Below are 14,946 nucleotides of genomic sequence, written 5' to 3' on the forward strand. Positions count from 1 at the left end.
CCAGGCCGTAGCACTTCCGCGTCACGACGAGCCCGAGCGGCACCGAGAGGTTCCCGCCGACCGCGAACATCCGGCTGAGGTGCCGCACCGTCGCGTGGGTCTCGGACTCCGACCCGACCATGAAGCCGGGTGTGTCGCACAGCGAGACGACCGGCAGCCCGAACGCGTCGCAGAGCTGCAGGAAGCGGGCGGCCTTGTCGGCGGCGTCGTGGTCGATCGCGCCGCCGAGGTGAGCCGGGTCGTTCGCGATCAACCCCATCGGCCGGCCTTCCACCCGGACCAGCGCCGTGACGATCCCCCGGCCGAACCCGGCGCGCAGCTCCAGCACCGACCCGACGTCGGCGAGCCCACCCACGACCGCACGCACGTCGTAGACCCGCACCCGGTTCTCCGGGACGACGTGGCGCAGCAGGCGCTGGTCGGGCGCCTCCCAGTCGGCGACCGGCCCCTGGAAGTAGGAGAGGTAGCGCCGCGCGACCCGGGTGGCCTCGTCCTCGTCGGCGACCAGGACGTCCACGACGCCGTTCGCGACCTGCACCGCCATCGGCCCCACGTCGTCCGGGGCGACGACGCCGAGCCCGCCGCCCTCGATCATCGCGGGGCCGCCCATCCCGAGACTCGCGCCCTCGACCGCGATGATCACGTCGCACATCCCGGCCAGGGCCGCGTTGCCCGCGAAGCAGCGCCCGGCCACGACCGCGACCAGCGGCACCCGCGCCGAGAGCCGGGAGAACATCTCGAAGGCGGGGACGTCGAGCATCGAGGCCCAGCTGCCGTCGGTGTCGCCGGGACGGCCTCCCCCGCCCTCGGCGTAGACCACCACCGGCCAGCGGCGGGCCTCGGCGATCGCGAAGGCCCGGTCCTTCTTGCGGTGGTTGACGGCCCCCTGGGTGCCGGCGAGGACGGTGTAGTCGTAGGCGAGCACGACGGCGTGGGCGTGCTCGGTGCCGACGAGGTCGGCGTTGATCGTGGCCGTGCCGGCGAGCATGCCGTCGGCCGGTGTGCGCTCGACGAGGTCCTCCAGTGAGCGCCGTCGACGCTGGGCGGCGATCGCGAGCGGCCCGTACTCGACGAAGCTGCCCGCGTCGCAGAGCTGTGCGAGGTTCTCGCGGGCGGTGCGCAGGCCGCTGCGGTGCCGCGTGTCGACGGCCGCGGGGCGCGCCTCGTCGCGGCCGATCGCGTGGCGCTCGAGGACCTCGGCGAGGTCGGGCCGGACGTGGTCCGGGTCGACGTCGCCCTGTGCGACGGCGTCCTCCGCGACGGCGTCGTCGGGGGTGAGCACGAGCAGCGCCTCCCCGGCGGCGACGGTGTCCCCGGCGCTCACCGCGACCGTCCCGACGGTGCCGGCGGCGGGCGCGGCGACGACGTGCTCCATCTTCATCGCCTCGAGGACGGCCAAGGTCTGCCCGGCGCGGACGGTGTCGCCCGATGCGACCTCGACGGACACGACGGTGCCGGGAGCGTCGGCGGTGACGGCGTCCTCGCCGGGGCCCGGGGATACGGCGGGCCCGACGTCCGCGGGCGTCGGGGCCGCAACGAACCGGTGCGGGCGGGTGGCAGCGAGGATCTCTGAGCGGTGGTCGTCGAGGAATCCGGTGGTGAGCTCGCCCGCGGCGAAGGCGGGGTGCGCGACGATGCCGGCGAGCACGTCGACGTTGGTGCCGACCCCGGCGATGTTGACCTCGCTGAGCGCGCGGCCGGCCCGTGCCGCGACGACGGCGAGGTCCGCGGCGGGGTCGGAGACGATCAGCTTTGCCAGCAGGGAGTCGTAGCGCGGGCTCGTCCGGTAGCCGACATACCCGGCGCCGTCGACGCGCAGGCCGCGCCCGGAGGGCAGCTCGTAGGCGGTGAGGGTGCCGGCGGTGGGCGTCACGGTTCCGTCGGGCCCGGTCTGCTCGCAGGTGATCCGGGCCTGGAGCGCCGTACCGCGAGGCGTCGGGGCCCGGTCCTGGGTGAGTCCGAGGTCGGCGAGGGTGGCGCCGCCGGCGAGCCGGATCTGCGTCGCCACGAGGTCGACGCCGGTGACCTCCTCGGTGATGGTGTGCTCCACCTGCACCCGGGGGTTGACCTCGATGAACGCGAAGCGCGCGCCGGCCACCAGGAACTCGACGGTGCCCAGTCCGGCGTAACGGACCGACTCCCCCAGCCGCACCGCCGCCGCGTGGAGGGCGGCGCGCACCTCCGGGTCGAGACCGGGCGCCGGCGCCACCTCGACGACCTTCTGGTGGCGGCGCTGCACCGAGCAGTCGCGCTCGAAGAGGTGCATCACGTGACCCGATGCGTCGGCGAGGATCTGCACCTCGATGTGCCGCGGGTCGATCACCGCCCTCTCGAGGATCACCGTGGCGTCGCCGAACGCCGAGGACGCCTCGTGCATCGCGGCCTGCAGCGCCTCCCGCAGCCGGCTCTGCTCGCGGACCAGACGCATCCCGCGCCCGCCGCCGCCCGCCACGGCCTTGACGAACAGCGGGAACGTCATCCCCTCCGCGGCCGCGAGGAGGGTGTCGACGTCGTCGGAGGGGTCGGACGAGTCGAGCACGGGCACGCCGGCCTCGCGGGCCGCGGCGACGGCGCGGTGCTTGTTGCCCGCCATCGCGAGCACCCGCGCCGGGGGCCCGATGAAGGTGATGCCGGCCTCGTCGCAGGCGGTGGCGAGCTTCGGGTTCTCGGAGAGGAAGCCGTAGCCGGGGTAGATCGCGTCGGCGCCCGCCCGCCGCGCGGCGGCGATCACCTCCTCGATCGAGAGGTAGGCGCGGACCGGGTGGCCCGCCTCGCCGATCTGGTAGGCCTCGTCGGCCTTGAGGCGGTGCTCGGAGGTGCGGTCCTCCACCGGGAAGACCGCCACGGTCGCCGCACCGAGCTCGTAGGCGGCGCGGAAGCCGCGGATCGCGATCTCCCCGCGGTTGGCCACGAGCACCTTGCGGAACATCGACACCCTCCCTCCGGGCCCGACCGGGCGGCACCGGCGCCGGGACGGTACCGCGCACCCCGGGTGTCGATCGTGGTCCTCGACGGCGGGCGTGCGGTACCAAGGAGGGACACACCGGGCGAGGAGGTCCGACATGGCCGGCACCATCGGACGACGACGCTCGCCCGTGCCCTGGCTGTACGCGCTCGCGGCCCTGCTCCTGGTCCTCGTGCCCGTCGTGCTGCTCGGCACGCTGGTGGGCGGCGCGGGCCTCGGCGCGGCCCTGCTCGCCACCGTGGCGGACCTCGTGGCCGCCGTGATCGCCGCCGGGATCGCGACGGTGCTGCTCGCCCGCCGCGGGGTCCGCCGGGTCCGCACGGTGGTGCTCGGACATCCCGCCGGCCGCGCGGGCCGGCTCGCCGAGCACGGCGCCGCGCGCTGGCTGCTGGCCCGGGACCGCTTCGCCGCCCTGCAGCGGGAGTACGCGGGCGTGGAGTCCGACCCGCGGGAGGTCGCCGCGCGGCCCGCCCTCGTGGACGTGACGGTGCCCGCGACCGGCCGGTTCGTCGAGGCCCTCGGCGAGGCCCACGACCTCCTCACCGCCACCGAGCCCGTCGACCCGCGCCACCGCGACCGGTTCGTCGCGGCCGTCGACCGGGCCGTCGCCGCGTGGGGCGAGGCCCGACGCACCGCCGACGCGCTGGCCGCGGCGCGGGACGCCGAGCACGGCCCGGGTGTGGTCAGCGGGCCGGGCGTGGTCGGCGGACCGGGTGTGTTCAGCGGGCCGGGCGTGGTCCGCGGGCGCGCTGTCCACGGGCCCCGGGACGAGTACGGCGTGGCCGCCCAGGCCGTCCGGGCGGCCGCCGCCCGCGGGGTGCGCGACCTGCGGGAGCGCATGCGCGCCTGAGGCCCCTCACCGGCGGTCGCCGATCGCCCGCAGGGCCGCCGCCGTGGCCGCGGGCCGGTCCTCCTGCAGGTAGTGCCCGGCGCCCGGGACGACCACCACGTCCGAGCCCGGCGCCACCGCCGGCAGCGTCGCCGCCGCGATGCCGGGCGCGCCGCCCTCCAGCGCGGTCGCGGGGACGGCGAGGGGCCGCGGGTCCGCGCGGGTGGCCGCTGCGTCGAGCGGCAGTCCCCGGTAGCGGCCCATCGCCGCGTCGAGGCGACCGGGTCGGGAGTACGCGCGCACGGCGTCGTCGAGCGAGCCGGAGGCGGTGACGGCGGGATGGCCGACGAACCGCGCCAGGAAGTCCGCCTCCCGGCCGGCGACCCGGGCCGCCACCTCGCCGGGCGGGGCGGCCGCGAACGCCGCGACGTGCGGCGGCGCCCGCTCCTCGAGTCCGGCCCCGGGGACCCCGCCCCCCGACAGGACGAGGTGGCGGACCTGGTCGGGGCGCGCCCGGGCCCAGGCCAGCGCGGGCATCGCCCCCATGTCGTGCCCCACCACGACCGCCGGGGCCAGGCCGAGGGCGGTGGCGAGCCCGGCGAGGTCGGCGGCCGAGGAGGCGGCGTCGTAGGCGGCGCGCGGGTCGGCGCCGGCCGGCGTCGGCGGCGCGGACGAGGAGCACCCGGTGCCCCGCGGGTCGGGGACGACCACCCGGTGGTCGGCCACCAGGTCGGTGGCGACGCCCCGCCACGTCCGCCAGATCTCGGGGAAGCCCGGGACGAGCACGACCGCGGGCGCGGTGGGCGGCCCGCCGACGGCGACGTGCAGGACGACCCCGTCGACCGGCACGAACCGCTGCGTCAGGCCCGGGACGTCGGCACCGCAGGCGTCGTCCGCCGCCACCGGCACCGCGGGCCCCGTGGCGCAGCCCGCCAGCAGGGCGCCCACCAGGAGCACGGTGGCGACCCGCAGCACGCGGAGCGCGGACGATGGCGGGCGCACGATCCGGGGGTCCCCACCGAGCATGATCGCCCACCGTGACGACCGGCCGCGGTTCCCTGGACGGCCGGCACCCCCGGCCGGCGGCCCGTCACCGCAGGCGGTGACGATGTGGCCTACGCCACTTCACCCGAACGAACCCGATTGGGGACTCACTCGTACGGACATCCCCTGGGTGACGGTCACGGCGGTGCCGCGGTCGTCACGAGACCATCGGTGTCCGGGAGCTGGGGAGCGTCCGTCACCGAATCTGGCCCGGGGTGACCCTTTCGGGGAGGGAGCCCCGGGCCGTTCTCGTCTCAGGCGACGCGGCGTGCGCCGACCGCGTTCTTCATGATCTTCGACAGCGGGGTGTACCTGACGTCCTCGCCGCTGTTCGGGGCCTCGATCACCTTGCCGTTGCCGACGTACATGACGACGTGGCTGACCGGGCTGTAGAGGAAGATCAGGTCGCCGGGCTTCAGGTCGTCCATGGAGACCTTCTGGCCGACCTGGGACTGCGCGGCGGAGGTCCGCGGCAGGTCCTTGCCGGCCTGCTCGAACGCGTACTGCATGAGGCCGGAGCAGTCGAAGGCGTCCGGGCCGGTCGCGCCCCACACGTACGGCGTGCCGAGCTTCGACTCCGCGGCCTCGATCGCCGAGGCGGCGAGGGACGACGGCTGGTCGGCCGCCGGCTTCGCGGCAGGGGCGGGCACCGCCGCCGCGGCGTGGCGGGTGGAGGCCGCCACCGTCTTGTACTGGGGGGCCAGCGCCGGTGCGACGGCGGCGATGACGGGCATCACGCCGGTGGTGACGGCGGGCGCCTGGACCGGGTGCGCGGCCGCGGGCAGCGACATGTTGCTCGCCGCGAGCGAGGCGGGGATCGCGACGTCGCCGGTCGTGGCGGGCTCGTCGGGTAGCAGGCCGTGCGTGGCGGCGCCGCCGGCGCCGGCGAGGGCGCCCAGCGCGGCCAGGGAGAGACCCGCGGTGCGCGCGGCGCGGTTGAGCGGCGCGGGGGCGGGCCGCTGGGGACGAGCCGGCCGCGGAGGACGGGGCGCGTGCGGCCCGTGGCCGGGGTGACCGGCGGGGGCGCCGTGCGCGGCACGCCCGCTCCACTCCTGCGGGATGGGCCCGAGCGACCCGGTCGTCGCGGCGTCGGGAGCACGGTGACGCCCGGCAGGCACGGGCCTGACCGGAGGAAGGACAGCGGTCATGCAGCGACTCCCCACCCGACGGTGATCGGACGAGGACGCACGGGGCTGTCCCTGGTCGACCCGACCGCTGGGGAGTGCAGCGGGCCGACGATCTCCGTCCCGTCCTGGACGTGTACGCGCTCCGGGGAGGCCGCCGGACGGGAGTCGGGCGAAACGGCCGAGCGCACCGGTTCACTGTGTTGCGAACCGACCGCCAGACCGTAACCGAACCGTGACCGGTGTAGCGCAACGGGGAGCTGTGTGTCGCGCCCGGAGGTCGCCCGCGCGCGCTGATCGGCGAACCCGTCGTGCCCGACCGATCACGCCGCGTTCGTCCGGTGACCGTGCCGCGTGCGCCGCCCATCGGCGCCGACGGTCCTCCTGGCCCGCGCTGCCCCGTTCGGACCCGTGCGAGAGACCGTTCAGAGCCGGTCCAGGAACTGCGCCCCCTCGTCGCCCACCACCGCACGCACGAGGCCGGCGAGCCGGGGATGGTGCGCGAGCGCCGGATCGTCCTCGAGGACCGTCCGTGCCACCTCGCGCGCCTCCGCGATCTCCTCGGCGTGGCGGCGCACCGACAGGAAGCGCAGCGTGCTCATCCGCCCGGCCTGGTCGGTGCCCAGCACGTCACCCTCGCTGCGCAGCTCGAGGTCCAGATCGGCCATCGCGAACCCGTCGGTGATCTCCGCGATCCGCTCCAGGCGCGTCATCGCGGGGCTGCCGGGCTCGGCGTCGGTGACGAGGTAGCAGGAGGCCGGCGAGCTGCCCCGGCCCACGCGGCCACGCAACTGGTGGAGCTGGGAGACCCCGAACCGCTCGGCGTCGAGCACGACCATCGCGGTGGCGTTCGGCACGTCGACGCCCACCTCCACCACGGTCGTCGCGACGAGGACGTCGATCTCCCCCGCGCCGAAGCGCCGCATCACGTCGTCCTTCTCCTCGGCCGGGAGCCGGCCGTGGAGGATCTCGACCCGCAGCCCGGCCAGCGGGCCGGTCACCAGCAGCTCGGCCACCTCGAGGACACCGAGCGGCGGGCGGCGCTCCTCCCCCTCGGCGCCGCCGCCGCCGTCCGCCGCGTCCGCGTCGTCGGGCGCGGGCTCGTCGTCGCCGATGCGGGGACAGACGACGTAGGCCTGGTGCCCGGCGTCGACCTCCTCGCGCAGCCGCTCCCACACGCGGGCGAGCCACTTCGGCCGCCCGCCGGGCACGGCCCGCGTCGCGATCGGCTGCCGCCCGGCGGGCAGCTCGTCGAGGACGGACACGTCGAGGTCCCCGTAGAGCGTGAGCGCGACGGTCCGCGGGATCGGCGTCGCCGTCATCACCAGCAGGTGCGGGGCGGTCGCCCCGGTCCGGGAGCGCAGCTCGTCGCGCTGGCGGACGCCGAACCGGTGCTGCTCGTCCACCACGACCAGGCCGAGGTCGGCGAAGCCCACGCCCTCCTGGATCACCGCGTGGGTCCCCACGACGATGCCGGCGGTGCCCGACTGCACATCGAGCAGCGCCGCACGGCGCTCCTTGGCCGACAGCGAACCGGTGAGGAGCACGATCCGCGTCGCGCGGTCGCTCGTGTCGAGCTCGACCGGCGCCGACCCGTCGTCCTCGGGGAAGAGGGCCGCCGGCTCCCCGGCCCGGCCGAGCGGCCCGAGCATCGCGCGCAGCGAGCGCGCGTGCTGGGCCGCGAGCACCTCGGTGGGGGCCAGCAGCACGGTCTGCCGCCCGGCGTCGACGACCTGCAGCATCGCCCGCAGGGCGACCACGGTCTTGCCCGACCCGACGTCGCCCTGCAGCAGCCGGTTGAGCGGCCGGGGGGCCGCGAGTGCCTCGGCGAGGTCGGCCCCGACCTTCTGCTGCCCGGCGGTCAGCGCGAAGGGCAGCCGGGCGTCGAACGCCGCCGCCAGCCCGTCCTCGACCCGGGGGCACGGCGGGGCGGGGCGGTCGGACGCCAGGAGCTTCTCGCCCTGCAGCACCAGCTGCAGGGCCAGCGCCTCGTCCCACGTCAGCCGGCGCATCGCGGGGCGGGTGTCCTCGAGCGCAGCCGGGAGGTGGATGTCGCGCAGCGCCCGGCCCAGCCCGACGAGCCCGTGGCGGCGGCGGACCTCCTCGGGCACCGGGTCCACCGGGTCGTCGAACACCTCGAGGGTCTGGCGGACCGCGGCCAGCAGGTCCCAGGTCTGGACGTTGCGCGTCGCCGGGTAGATCGGGGTGACGGGAGGCAGCTTCAGGGACTCCCCGTCCGCTCCGTCCTCGTCGTCGCCGTCCGCGCGGATCTTCCGCGCCTGCGGGGTGTCGAGCTGCCAGCGGCCCTGGAAGCGCTGCAGCTTGCCGGCGAACATCGCGCGCGTGCCCCGCGGCATCTGCAGGTGACGCCAGGGCTGGTTGAAGAAGGTCACGCCGAGCTCGACCGACCCCACCGAGATCTGCATGGTCGTGATGTCGAGCAGCCCGCGGCCGCCGCGGCGGGGACGGCGCTGGTGGGTGGCGCGCTCCACCTCGGCCACCACGGTGACGTAGGTGCCCTCGCGGAGCTCGCGCGGATCCATGGCCCCGAGGTCGTTCACCACCTGGTACCGGCGCGGGAGGTGGCGCAGGAGGTCCCCGACCGTGTGCATGTCGAGGTGCTTGCGCAGCGCGGCCGCCGACCGCCCGCCGAGGGCCTCCGCGAGGGGGGAGTCCATGTCCACCACGGGGTGAAGGTTCTCATCCGCCACCGACAGCGTCGCCGCTCGCGGGCGGGACACCCCGCCGACCGGGCCGGTCGGGGCGCTCGGTTACGCTGGGGAACCTGTCGTGCGGCGAGTTCATCGGCCGTGCGCTCGAATGACCGGCGATGTCGAGAGGTGTTCGAAGTGGCTGCGGTGTGCGACGTGTGCGCGAAGAGCCCCGGGTTCGGGAAGTCGGTCTCGCACTCCCACCGCCGGACCAACCGCCGGTGGAACCCGAACGTGCAGACCGTGCACGCCCGGGTGGGCAAGGGCAACCGGACGCGGATGAACGTCTGCACCTCCTGCCTGAAGGCCGGCAAGGTCAGCAGGGCCTGACCCTCCGTCCGGCGTGATCGCCGGACTCCAGACGCCTCCGGGCCCGGCCACGTGCCGGGCCCGTGGCGTGTCCGGCCCCTGCGCGAGGCGTGGGGCCGCGTCAGGACACCGGGCCCGAGCCGGCGAGGTCGTCGAACTCGCCGTCCTTGGCCCCGCGCACGAAGGCGTCCATCTCCGCGCGGGTGTAGCGCAGCACCGGGCCGTCGACGTCGCCCGCTGCGCGGACCAGCAGCCCGCCGTCGGCCAGCCGCGCCGTCTCGATCCCGGCCCCGCTCGTCGTCCAGCGCATTCTCGGCCCCTCCCGCGAACGACCGCGCCACCCGACGTCGGCGAACGCACATGCGGTCGTCCTTGCGCCTGCACGGTACGTAGGTGAGGATCGACCGAGCGCGATCGCAGCCGATCTTCGACGAACGGGGGACGTGGTGAGCCGACCGGACGCCCCGTCCGCCGCCGAGCCGCGCATCCCGCGCGCTCCCCGTCCCGTGAACCGGCGCTCGCCGGCCGTGCCGCTGCGGGTCGTGTCGCAGCGGCTGAGCCCCGAGGAGGCCGACCGCCTCACCCGGGGACCCGCACCCTCGGCAGCGCCGCCCCAGCGCCCGGCGACGGGGTGGGCGGCTCCGGCCACGGCCCGGGCGGCCTCGGCCGGGCCCGCCGCGGGCGCCGCGACCGCCCTCGCCCCGCGCCCGTCCGGGGTCGTCGAGCGCCGCGCCCCGTCCGAGCGGGCCCTGCCCGTCCTCGACCGCCGCCGACGCCGACCGTTCGCCCGGCTCCTCGCCCTCGTCCGCGCCCGGCGTCGCGGCGAGCCCGGCGGACGGCACCGCCCCGGCACCACCCCCACGCAGGGATGGAGCATGTTCGCCCCGCACCGGCGCTCGCAGCGCCGCTTCGGCGCCCGCCGCTGACACCTGTCGCCCCCACTCCGCTCGCGAGGGGCGCACCACGCACGTCCGGCAGGTCCGGAACTTGCGGCCAGTGCCCCTGACGACGTGAGCCCCGTGCCGGGACCCGCGCCCGTCAGGCGGCCGTCAGGGCAGGCGCCAGTCCACGGGCTCGTCGCCGAGCTCCTCGAGGAAGCCGTTGACGCGGCTGAACGGGCGCGAGCCGAAGAACCCGCCCGCCGCCGACATCGGGCTCGGGTGCGCGGACTCCACGGTCGGCACGTCCTCCCCGAGCAGCGGGACGAGCGACCGGGCGTCGCGGCCCCAGAGGATCGCCACGAGCGGCTGGTCGATCCGCTCGACGAGCGCCCGGATGGCCTGCTCGGTGACCTTCTCCCAGCCCTTGTTGCGGTGCGAGCCCGGCGCTCCGGGCGCCACGGTGAGGACGCGGTTGAGGAGCAGCACGCCCTGGGCCGCCCACGGCGAGAGGTCGCCGGTGGACGGCGGCGGGTGGCCGAGGTCCTCGCCGTACTCGCGGAAGATGTTCTGCAGGCTCTTGGGCAGCGGCCGGACGTCGGGGGCGACCGAGAACGACAGCCCGACGGCGTGCCCGGGCGTCGGGTAGGGGTCCTGGCCGACGACGAGCACCCGCACCTCGTCGAAGGGCTGCGAGAACGCCCGCAGCACGTTGGGCCCGGCGGGCAGGTAGGTCCGGCCGGCGGCGATCTCGGCGCGCAGGAACTCCCCCATCCCCGCGACGTCCTCCGCGACGGGGGCCAGGGCCTCCGCCCAGCCGGCCTCGACGGTCTCCGAGAGCGGGCGCGCCATCAGGAGGCCCGCCGCCGGGCGTGGGTCAGCACGGGCGGTCACGCTAACGGGTCGCTCCGGACGGTCAGCTCGCGGGCGAGGCAGAGCGACCCCGGCTCGTCGCGGTAGACGCCGAAGCGCGGGAGGTCCGTGTAGCCGGCGGCGCGGTAGAACGCCACGGCCTCCGGCTGCCGGTCCCCGGTCTCGAGCACGGTGCGGGCGCACCCGGCGGCCGCGGCGGTGCGCTCGAGCTCGGCGAGCAGCGCGCGGGCGATCCCCCGGCGCCGGTGGGCGGGGTCGACCCACATGCGCTTGACCTCGGCGTCCCCGGGCCGCAGCACCGCGCGGTCCTCCGGCGCGACGGACGCGGCCGTGTGCCGACGCCACCCGCCGCAGCAGACGGCGCCCGCGTCGGGCAACCGACCGAGCAGGAACAGTCCACGCGGGGCGGCGAACTCGGCGGGGTCGACCGGGGTGCGGTCGGCCCCGCCGTAGCGGTCGACGTAGAACGCCTGCACGGCGTCGATGAACCGGACGCTCTCCGGATCGTCGTACGCCACGACGTCGAACCGCAGCGCCGGCCGGGTCGGGGGATCAGCGCGCACGTCGGCAGCGCGCGACACGCGACGTCGTCGTCCGCCGGCGACCGGCGGTGCACCCCGCGACGACCGCCACCCCCGTCGGCATGTGCCCGTACTCCTCCCGGCGATGACGCGTGGGCCCGGCGATCACGCTACGGGCCCCGGTCGGCGTCCTCCACCGCGGACCTTGTCCTCCACGTCGCGGAATGCGACGGTGCACCCGCTCGTGGAGCGCCGACGAGCAGGAGGGCGGGGTGCACCGCGTGCTCGCGAGGTCGGGGCGGTGACCCGCCCGGTCGGGGTCTGCTGGGACATCGACGGAACGCTGCTCCGCGGCGGACGGGTGGGCGGCGAGGTGCTGCGCCGCGCCTTCCTCGCCGTCTCCGGCCACGAGCCGCCCCCGGTGGCGATGGGCGGGATGACCGACCACCTCGTGGCCGAGGCCTTCCGCGACGGGCTCCCCCCGGACCGCGCGGCGGACCTCCTCGACCGGGGCGAGGAGTACACCCGCGCGATGGTCGAGGCGATCGCCCGCGAGTGGGACGGCCGCGGCCCCGAGCTCGCCGAGGTCCTCACCGTGCTGCCGGGCGTGCGGGACGCAGTGGGCCTGCTCGCCGCGCGACCGGGGGTGGACCAGCTCGTGGTCACCGGCAACGTCCGCGCCGGGGCCGAGCTCAAGCTCGCCGTCGCGGGCCTGCACCCCGGCCCGCTCGACCTCGACGCCGGGGTCTACGGCGACCTCCCCGGGCCGCGGTCGGTGCTGGTCCACGCCGCGCGCGACCGGCTCGAGCGCCGGCACGGCGGCCCCGTGGCGCTCGTCGTCGTCGGGGACACCCCCCGCGACGTCGAGGCCGCCCACGCCGCCGGGGCGGTGGCGGTCGGGGTGGCGACGGGGACGCCCACCGCGGCCGAGCTCGCGGCCGCCGGGGCCGACCACGTCGCCGAGGACCTCTCCGACCCGGCCGCTCTGGTGGCGGTCGTGGCGGCGGCGGGTGAGGATCCGGAGCACATCCGAGGGAGCGTGTAGAGCCATGGCCACTGCCACCACCGTCACGACGGGCGCGCGGAGCACCACCGGTGCCCTCGCCGCGGACTTCGCCGGTCTCCTGCCCGCGGACTGCGTGATCACCGACGAGGTCGGGTTGCGCAGCTACGAGTGCGACGGGCTGACCGGCTTCCGGCAGGTCCCGGCGGTCGTCGTGCTGCCGCGCACCGCCGAGGAGGTCGCCGACTGCGTGCGGGTCTGCGCCCGCCACGGCGTGCCGTTCGTCGCGCGCGGCGCGGGCACCGGGCTCTCCGGCGGCGCCCTCCCGGTGGCCGAGGGCGTCGTGATCTCCCTGCAGAAGCTGCGCCGCATCCTCGAGATCGACGTGGAGAACCGCCGGGCGGTCCTCGAACCGGGCGTGTTCAACCTCGACATCACCCGGGCCGCCACGCCCCACGGGCTCTACTACGCCCCCGACCCGTCGAGCCAGCAGGTGTGCACGATCGGCGGCAACGTCGCCGAGAACTCCGGCGGCGCGCACTGCCTCAAGTACGGCTTCACCACCAACCACGTCCTGGAGATGGAGGTCGTGCTGGCCGACGGGTCGCTGATCACCCTGGGTGGCCCGACCGGTGAGCAGGCGGGCCCCGACCTGCGGGGGGTCTTCCTCGGCTCCGAGGGCACGCTGGGCATCTGCACCAAGGTGACCGTGCGCCTGCTCAAGACCCCCGAGACCGTCCGGACCGTGCTCGCGGACTTCCCGTCGGTGGCGGACGCGGGCAACACCGTCGGCGACATCGTCGACGCGTCGATCATCCCGGCGGCCGTGGAGATGATGGACTCGCTCGCCATGGAGGCCGCCGAGGCCGCGGTCGGCGCCGGCTACACCGTCGAGGCCCCGGCCGCGCTCATCGTCGAGCTCGACGGGCCCGCCGAGGAGTGCGACGAGCAGTTCTCCCAGCTCACGGCCCTCTGCGAGCGCAACGGCGCCACCCGCCTGCACGTGCCCGACTCCGCCGAGGAACGGGCGCGGGTGTGGAAGGGCCGCAAGGCCGCGTTCGCCGCGGTGGGGCGGATCAGCCCGGACTACATCGTGCAGGACGGCGTGGTGCCGCGGACCCGGCTCGCCGAGGTCCTGTCCCGCATCGCCGACATGGGGTCCGAGGTGGGCCTGCGGGTGGCCAACGTCTTCCACGCGGGCGACGGCAACCTGCACCCGCTGGTGCTCTACTCGGAGTCGGCCGGCGAGCACGACACCGCCGAGGAGCTCTCCGCGAGGATCGCCGAGCTGTGCGTCGAGCTGGGCGGTTCGCTCTCCGGCGAGCACGGGATCGGGACGGACAAGGCCTGCTCGATGCCGGTGATGTTCACCCCCGACGACCTCGCGGTGATGCAGCGCGTCCGGGCCGGGTTCGACCCCCACGGACTCTGCAACCCCGGCAAGATCTTCCCGACGCCGCGGTTGTGCGGCGAGAAGCCCGGGCCCTACCGCCCGCACCCGCTGGAAGAGGCTGGAGTGATCGAGCGCCTGTGACCCCCGCCACCGCCACCCCGGAATCCGTCCGCGAGCTCCGCGACGCCGTCCTCGACCACCCCGGCGTCGTCGCCCTCGCCGGCGCCGGCACCGCCGCCGACTGGGCCGGTACCCCCGCCCCGGCCGACGTCACCGTCTCGACGACCGCGCTGACCGGGATCGTCGCGCACAACCCGGGCGACATGACCGTCGAGGTCCGCGCCGGGACCCCGCTGGCCGCCCTCCAGGAGGCGCTCGCCCGCCACGGCCAGCGCGTGGCCTTCGACGCGGCCCGCGTCGGGCGCGGCGCGACCGTCGCCGGGCTGTTCGCCACCGCCGACTCCGGCCCGCTCGCGCTGTCCTACGGCTCGCTGCGCGACCTGGTCATCGGCGCCACCGTGGTGCTCGCCGACGGCACCGCGGCCCGCAGCGGCGGCCACGTCATCAAGAACGTCGCGGGCTACGACCTCACCAAGCTGCTGCACGGCGCCCAGGGCACCCTCGGCGCCGTCGCCGAGCTGGTGCTGCGGCTGCACCCGGTCCCCGAGGCGGTGCGCACCGTCGCGGTCGACGTGGCCGCGGACGGGGTCGACGCCGCCGCCCGGCGCGTCCTCGACAGCCCGGTGGAGGCGGCCGCGCTGCAGTGGCTCGCCACCGGGGACTCGTTCGGCGGCGGCGGGCGGCTGCTCGCCCGGCTCGAGGGGACCACCGGGGGCGTCGAGGGCCGGGCCCGGCGGCTCGTCGAGGCCCTCGGCGGGGACGCCGCCGAGCTGTCGCCCGACGACGCCGAGGCCGCCTGGGCCGCGCACGACGCCGCGGTGGACACCCGGCCCGACGACGCCGCGGTGCTGCGCGTCGGCGTGCTGCCCTCCCGGCTCGCGTCCCTGCTCGCCGGGCTCGACCGCGAGGTCGGCCTGCGCTCGGTCACCACCTCGCCGGCCACCGGCGTCGCCACCCTCGCCGTCGGTGCCACCGCCGACGCCGTGACCGCCGTGCACGAGCGGGTCGCCGCCGCCGGCGGGACCTCGACGCTGCGCCACCGACCGGCCGGTGTCGAGCTCCCCGCGTTCGGGCCCGCGCCGTCGTCGGCCGCGCTGCTGCGCGCGGTGTCCGCCGCCCTCGACCCCGGCCAGCGCTTCGGCCGCGGACGCCTCGCGCCCTGGGTCCCCCTGCCCG

General features: G+C 76.5%; 13 protein-coding genes. 6 read left to right on the forward strand and 7 right to left on the reverse strand.

The features are described 5' to 3' along the window. The coding region (locus AC0CYZ_RS04000) for an ATP-binding protein (RefSeq protein ID WP_472212563.1) at positions 1 to 2,929 on the reverse strand (2,929 nt) is incomplete at its 3' end. Between the two features lie 133 nt (positions 2,930 to 3,062). Between AC0CYZ_RS04000 and AC0CYZ_RS04005 the strand changes: the two genes are divergently transcribed. Continuing rightward, positions 3,063 to 3,815, forward strand: coding sequence for a hypothetical protein (locus tag AC0CYZ_RS04005; RefSeq protein ID WP_472212566.1), 753 nt, complete (start codon positions 3,063 to 3,065; stop codon positions 3,813 to 3,815). A gap of 6 nt (positions 3,816 to 3,821) precedes the next feature. Here AC0CYZ_RS04005 and AC0CYZ_RS04010 read toward each other — a convergent pair whose 3' ends face one another. The 3 genes from AC0CYZ_RS04010 to AC0CYZ_RS04020 form a co-directional block, all read right to left on the reverse strand. Then, complete coding sequence (locus AC0CYZ_RS04010; RefSeq protein ID WP_472212568.1) at positions 3,822 to 4,820, reverse strand: alpha/beta fold hydrolase; 999 nt, start codon at positions 4,818 to 4,820, stop codon at positions 3,822 to 3,824. Between the two features lie 272 nt (positions 4,821 to 5,092). Continuing rightward, positions 5,093 to 5,956, reverse strand: a complete 864-nt coding sequence (locus AC0CYZ_RS04015; RefSeq protein ID WP_472212570.1) for a C40 family peptidase — start codon at positions 5,954 to 5,956, stop codon at positions 5,093 to 5,095. Between the two features lie 431 nt (positions 5,957 to 6,387). After that, the gene (locus AC0CYZ_RS04020) at positions 6,388 to 8,640 is read right to left on the reverse strand and encodes an ATP-dependent DNA helicase RecG (RefSeq protein WP_472212572.1); all 2,253 of its coding nucleotides are present in this window, start codon (positions 8,638 to 8,640) and stop codon (positions 6,388 to 6,390) included. Between the two features lie 171 nt (positions 8,641 to 8,811). On the opposite strand from AC0CYZ_RS04020, the gene rpmB reads away from it, so the two are divergent. Then, positions 8,812 to 9,003 (forward strand): 50S ribosomal protein L28, encoded by a 192-nt coding sequence (gene rpmB / locus AC0CYZ_RS04025; RefSeq protein ID WP_472212574.1) that lies wholly within the window; start codon positions 8,812 to 8,814, stop codon positions 9,001 to 9,003. Positions 9,004 to 9,103: 100 nt separating this feature from the next. On the opposite strand, the gene AC0CYZ_RS04030 is transcribed toward rpmB, so the two are convergent. Next, positions 9,104 to 9,292: a DUF397 domain-containing protein gene (locus tag AC0CYZ_RS04030; RefSeq protein WP_472212576.1), complete on the reverse strand. Its 189-nt coding sequence runs from the start codon at positions 9,290 to 9,292 to the stop codon at positions 9,104 to 9,106. Positions 9,293 to 9,428: 136 nt separating this feature from the next. On the opposite strand from AC0CYZ_RS04030, the gene AC0CYZ_RS04035 reads away from it, so the two are divergent. Further along, the gene (locus AC0CYZ_RS04035) at positions 9,429 to 9,908 is read left to right on the forward strand and encodes a hypothetical protein (protein ID WP_472212578.1); all 480 of its coding nucleotides are present in this window, start codon (positions 9,429 to 9,431) and stop codon (positions 9,906 to 9,908) included. 123 nt (positions 9,909 to 10,031) lie between these two features. Here the strand turns inward: AC0CYZ_RS04035 and AC0CYZ_RS04040 are convergent, their stop codons facing one another. Beyond that, on the reverse strand, positions 10,032 to 10,715 hold the full coding sequence (locus AC0CYZ_RS04040; protein WP_472212588.1) for a uracil-DNA glycosylase: 684 nt from the start codon (positions 10,713 to 10,715) through the stop codon (positions 10,032 to 10,034). A 35-nt stretch (positions 10,716 to 10,750) separates the two neighbouring features. Beyond that, positions 10,751 to 11,296 (reverse strand): GNAT family N-acetyltransferase, encoded by a 546-nt coding sequence (locus AC0CYZ_RS04045; RefSeq protein ID WP_472212580.1) that lies wholly within the window; start codon positions 11,294 to 11,296, stop codon positions 10,751 to 10,753. A gap of 259 nt (positions 11,297 to 11,555) precedes the next feature. On the opposite strand from AC0CYZ_RS04045, the gene AC0CYZ_RS04050 reads away from it, so the two are divergent. The 3 genes from AC0CYZ_RS04050 to AC0CYZ_RS04060 all read left to right on the forward strand — a co-directional run. After that, positions 11,556 to 12,299 (forward strand): HAD family hydrolase, encoded by a 744-nt coding sequence (locus AC0CYZ_RS04050; protein ID WP_472212582.1) that lies wholly within the window; start codon positions 11,556 to 11,558, stop codon positions 12,297 to 12,299. A gap of 4 nt (positions 12,300 to 12,303) precedes the next feature. Beyond that, a complete protein-coding gene (locus AC0CYZ_RS04055) occupies positions 12,304 to 13,791 on the forward strand; it encodes an FAD-binding oxidoreductase (protein ID WP_472212584.1) in 1,488 nt (495 codons plus the stop codon). Further along, a partial coding sequence (locus AC0CYZ_RS04060; protein ID WP_472212586.1) for an FAD-binding oxidoreductase occupies positions 13,788 to 14,946 on the forward strand: 1,159 nt, incomplete at its 3' end. The genes AC0CYZ_RS04055 and AC0CYZ_RS04060, both read left to right, overlap by 4 nt.

The organism is Actinomycetospora sp. (assembly GCF_055612215.1).

Excerpts from the sequence above, each read along its gene's own strand:
- AC0CYZ_RS04030 (WP_472212576.1), bottom strand. The coding sequence starts at position 9,292 with ATGCGCTGGACGACGAGCGGGGCCGGGATCGAGACGGCGCGGCTGGCC.
- AC0CYZ_RS04005 (WP_472212566.1), top strand. The coding sequence starts at position 3,063 with ATGGCCGGCACCATCGGACGACGACGCTCGCCCGTGCCCTGGCTGTAC.
- AC0CYZ_RS04055 (WP_472212584.1), top strand. The coding sequence starts at position 12,304 with ATGGCCACTGCCACCACCGTCACGACGGGCGCGCGGAGCACCACCGGT.
- AC0CYZ_RS04020 (WP_472212572.1), bottom strand. The coding sequence starts at position 8,640 with ATGGACTCCCCCCTCGCGGAGGCCCTCGGCGGGCGGTCGGCGGCCGCG.
- AC0CYZ_RS04010 (WP_472212568.1), bottom strand. The coding sequence starts at position 4,820 with ATGCTCGGTGGGGACCCCCGGATCGTGCGCCCGCCATCGTCCGCGCTC.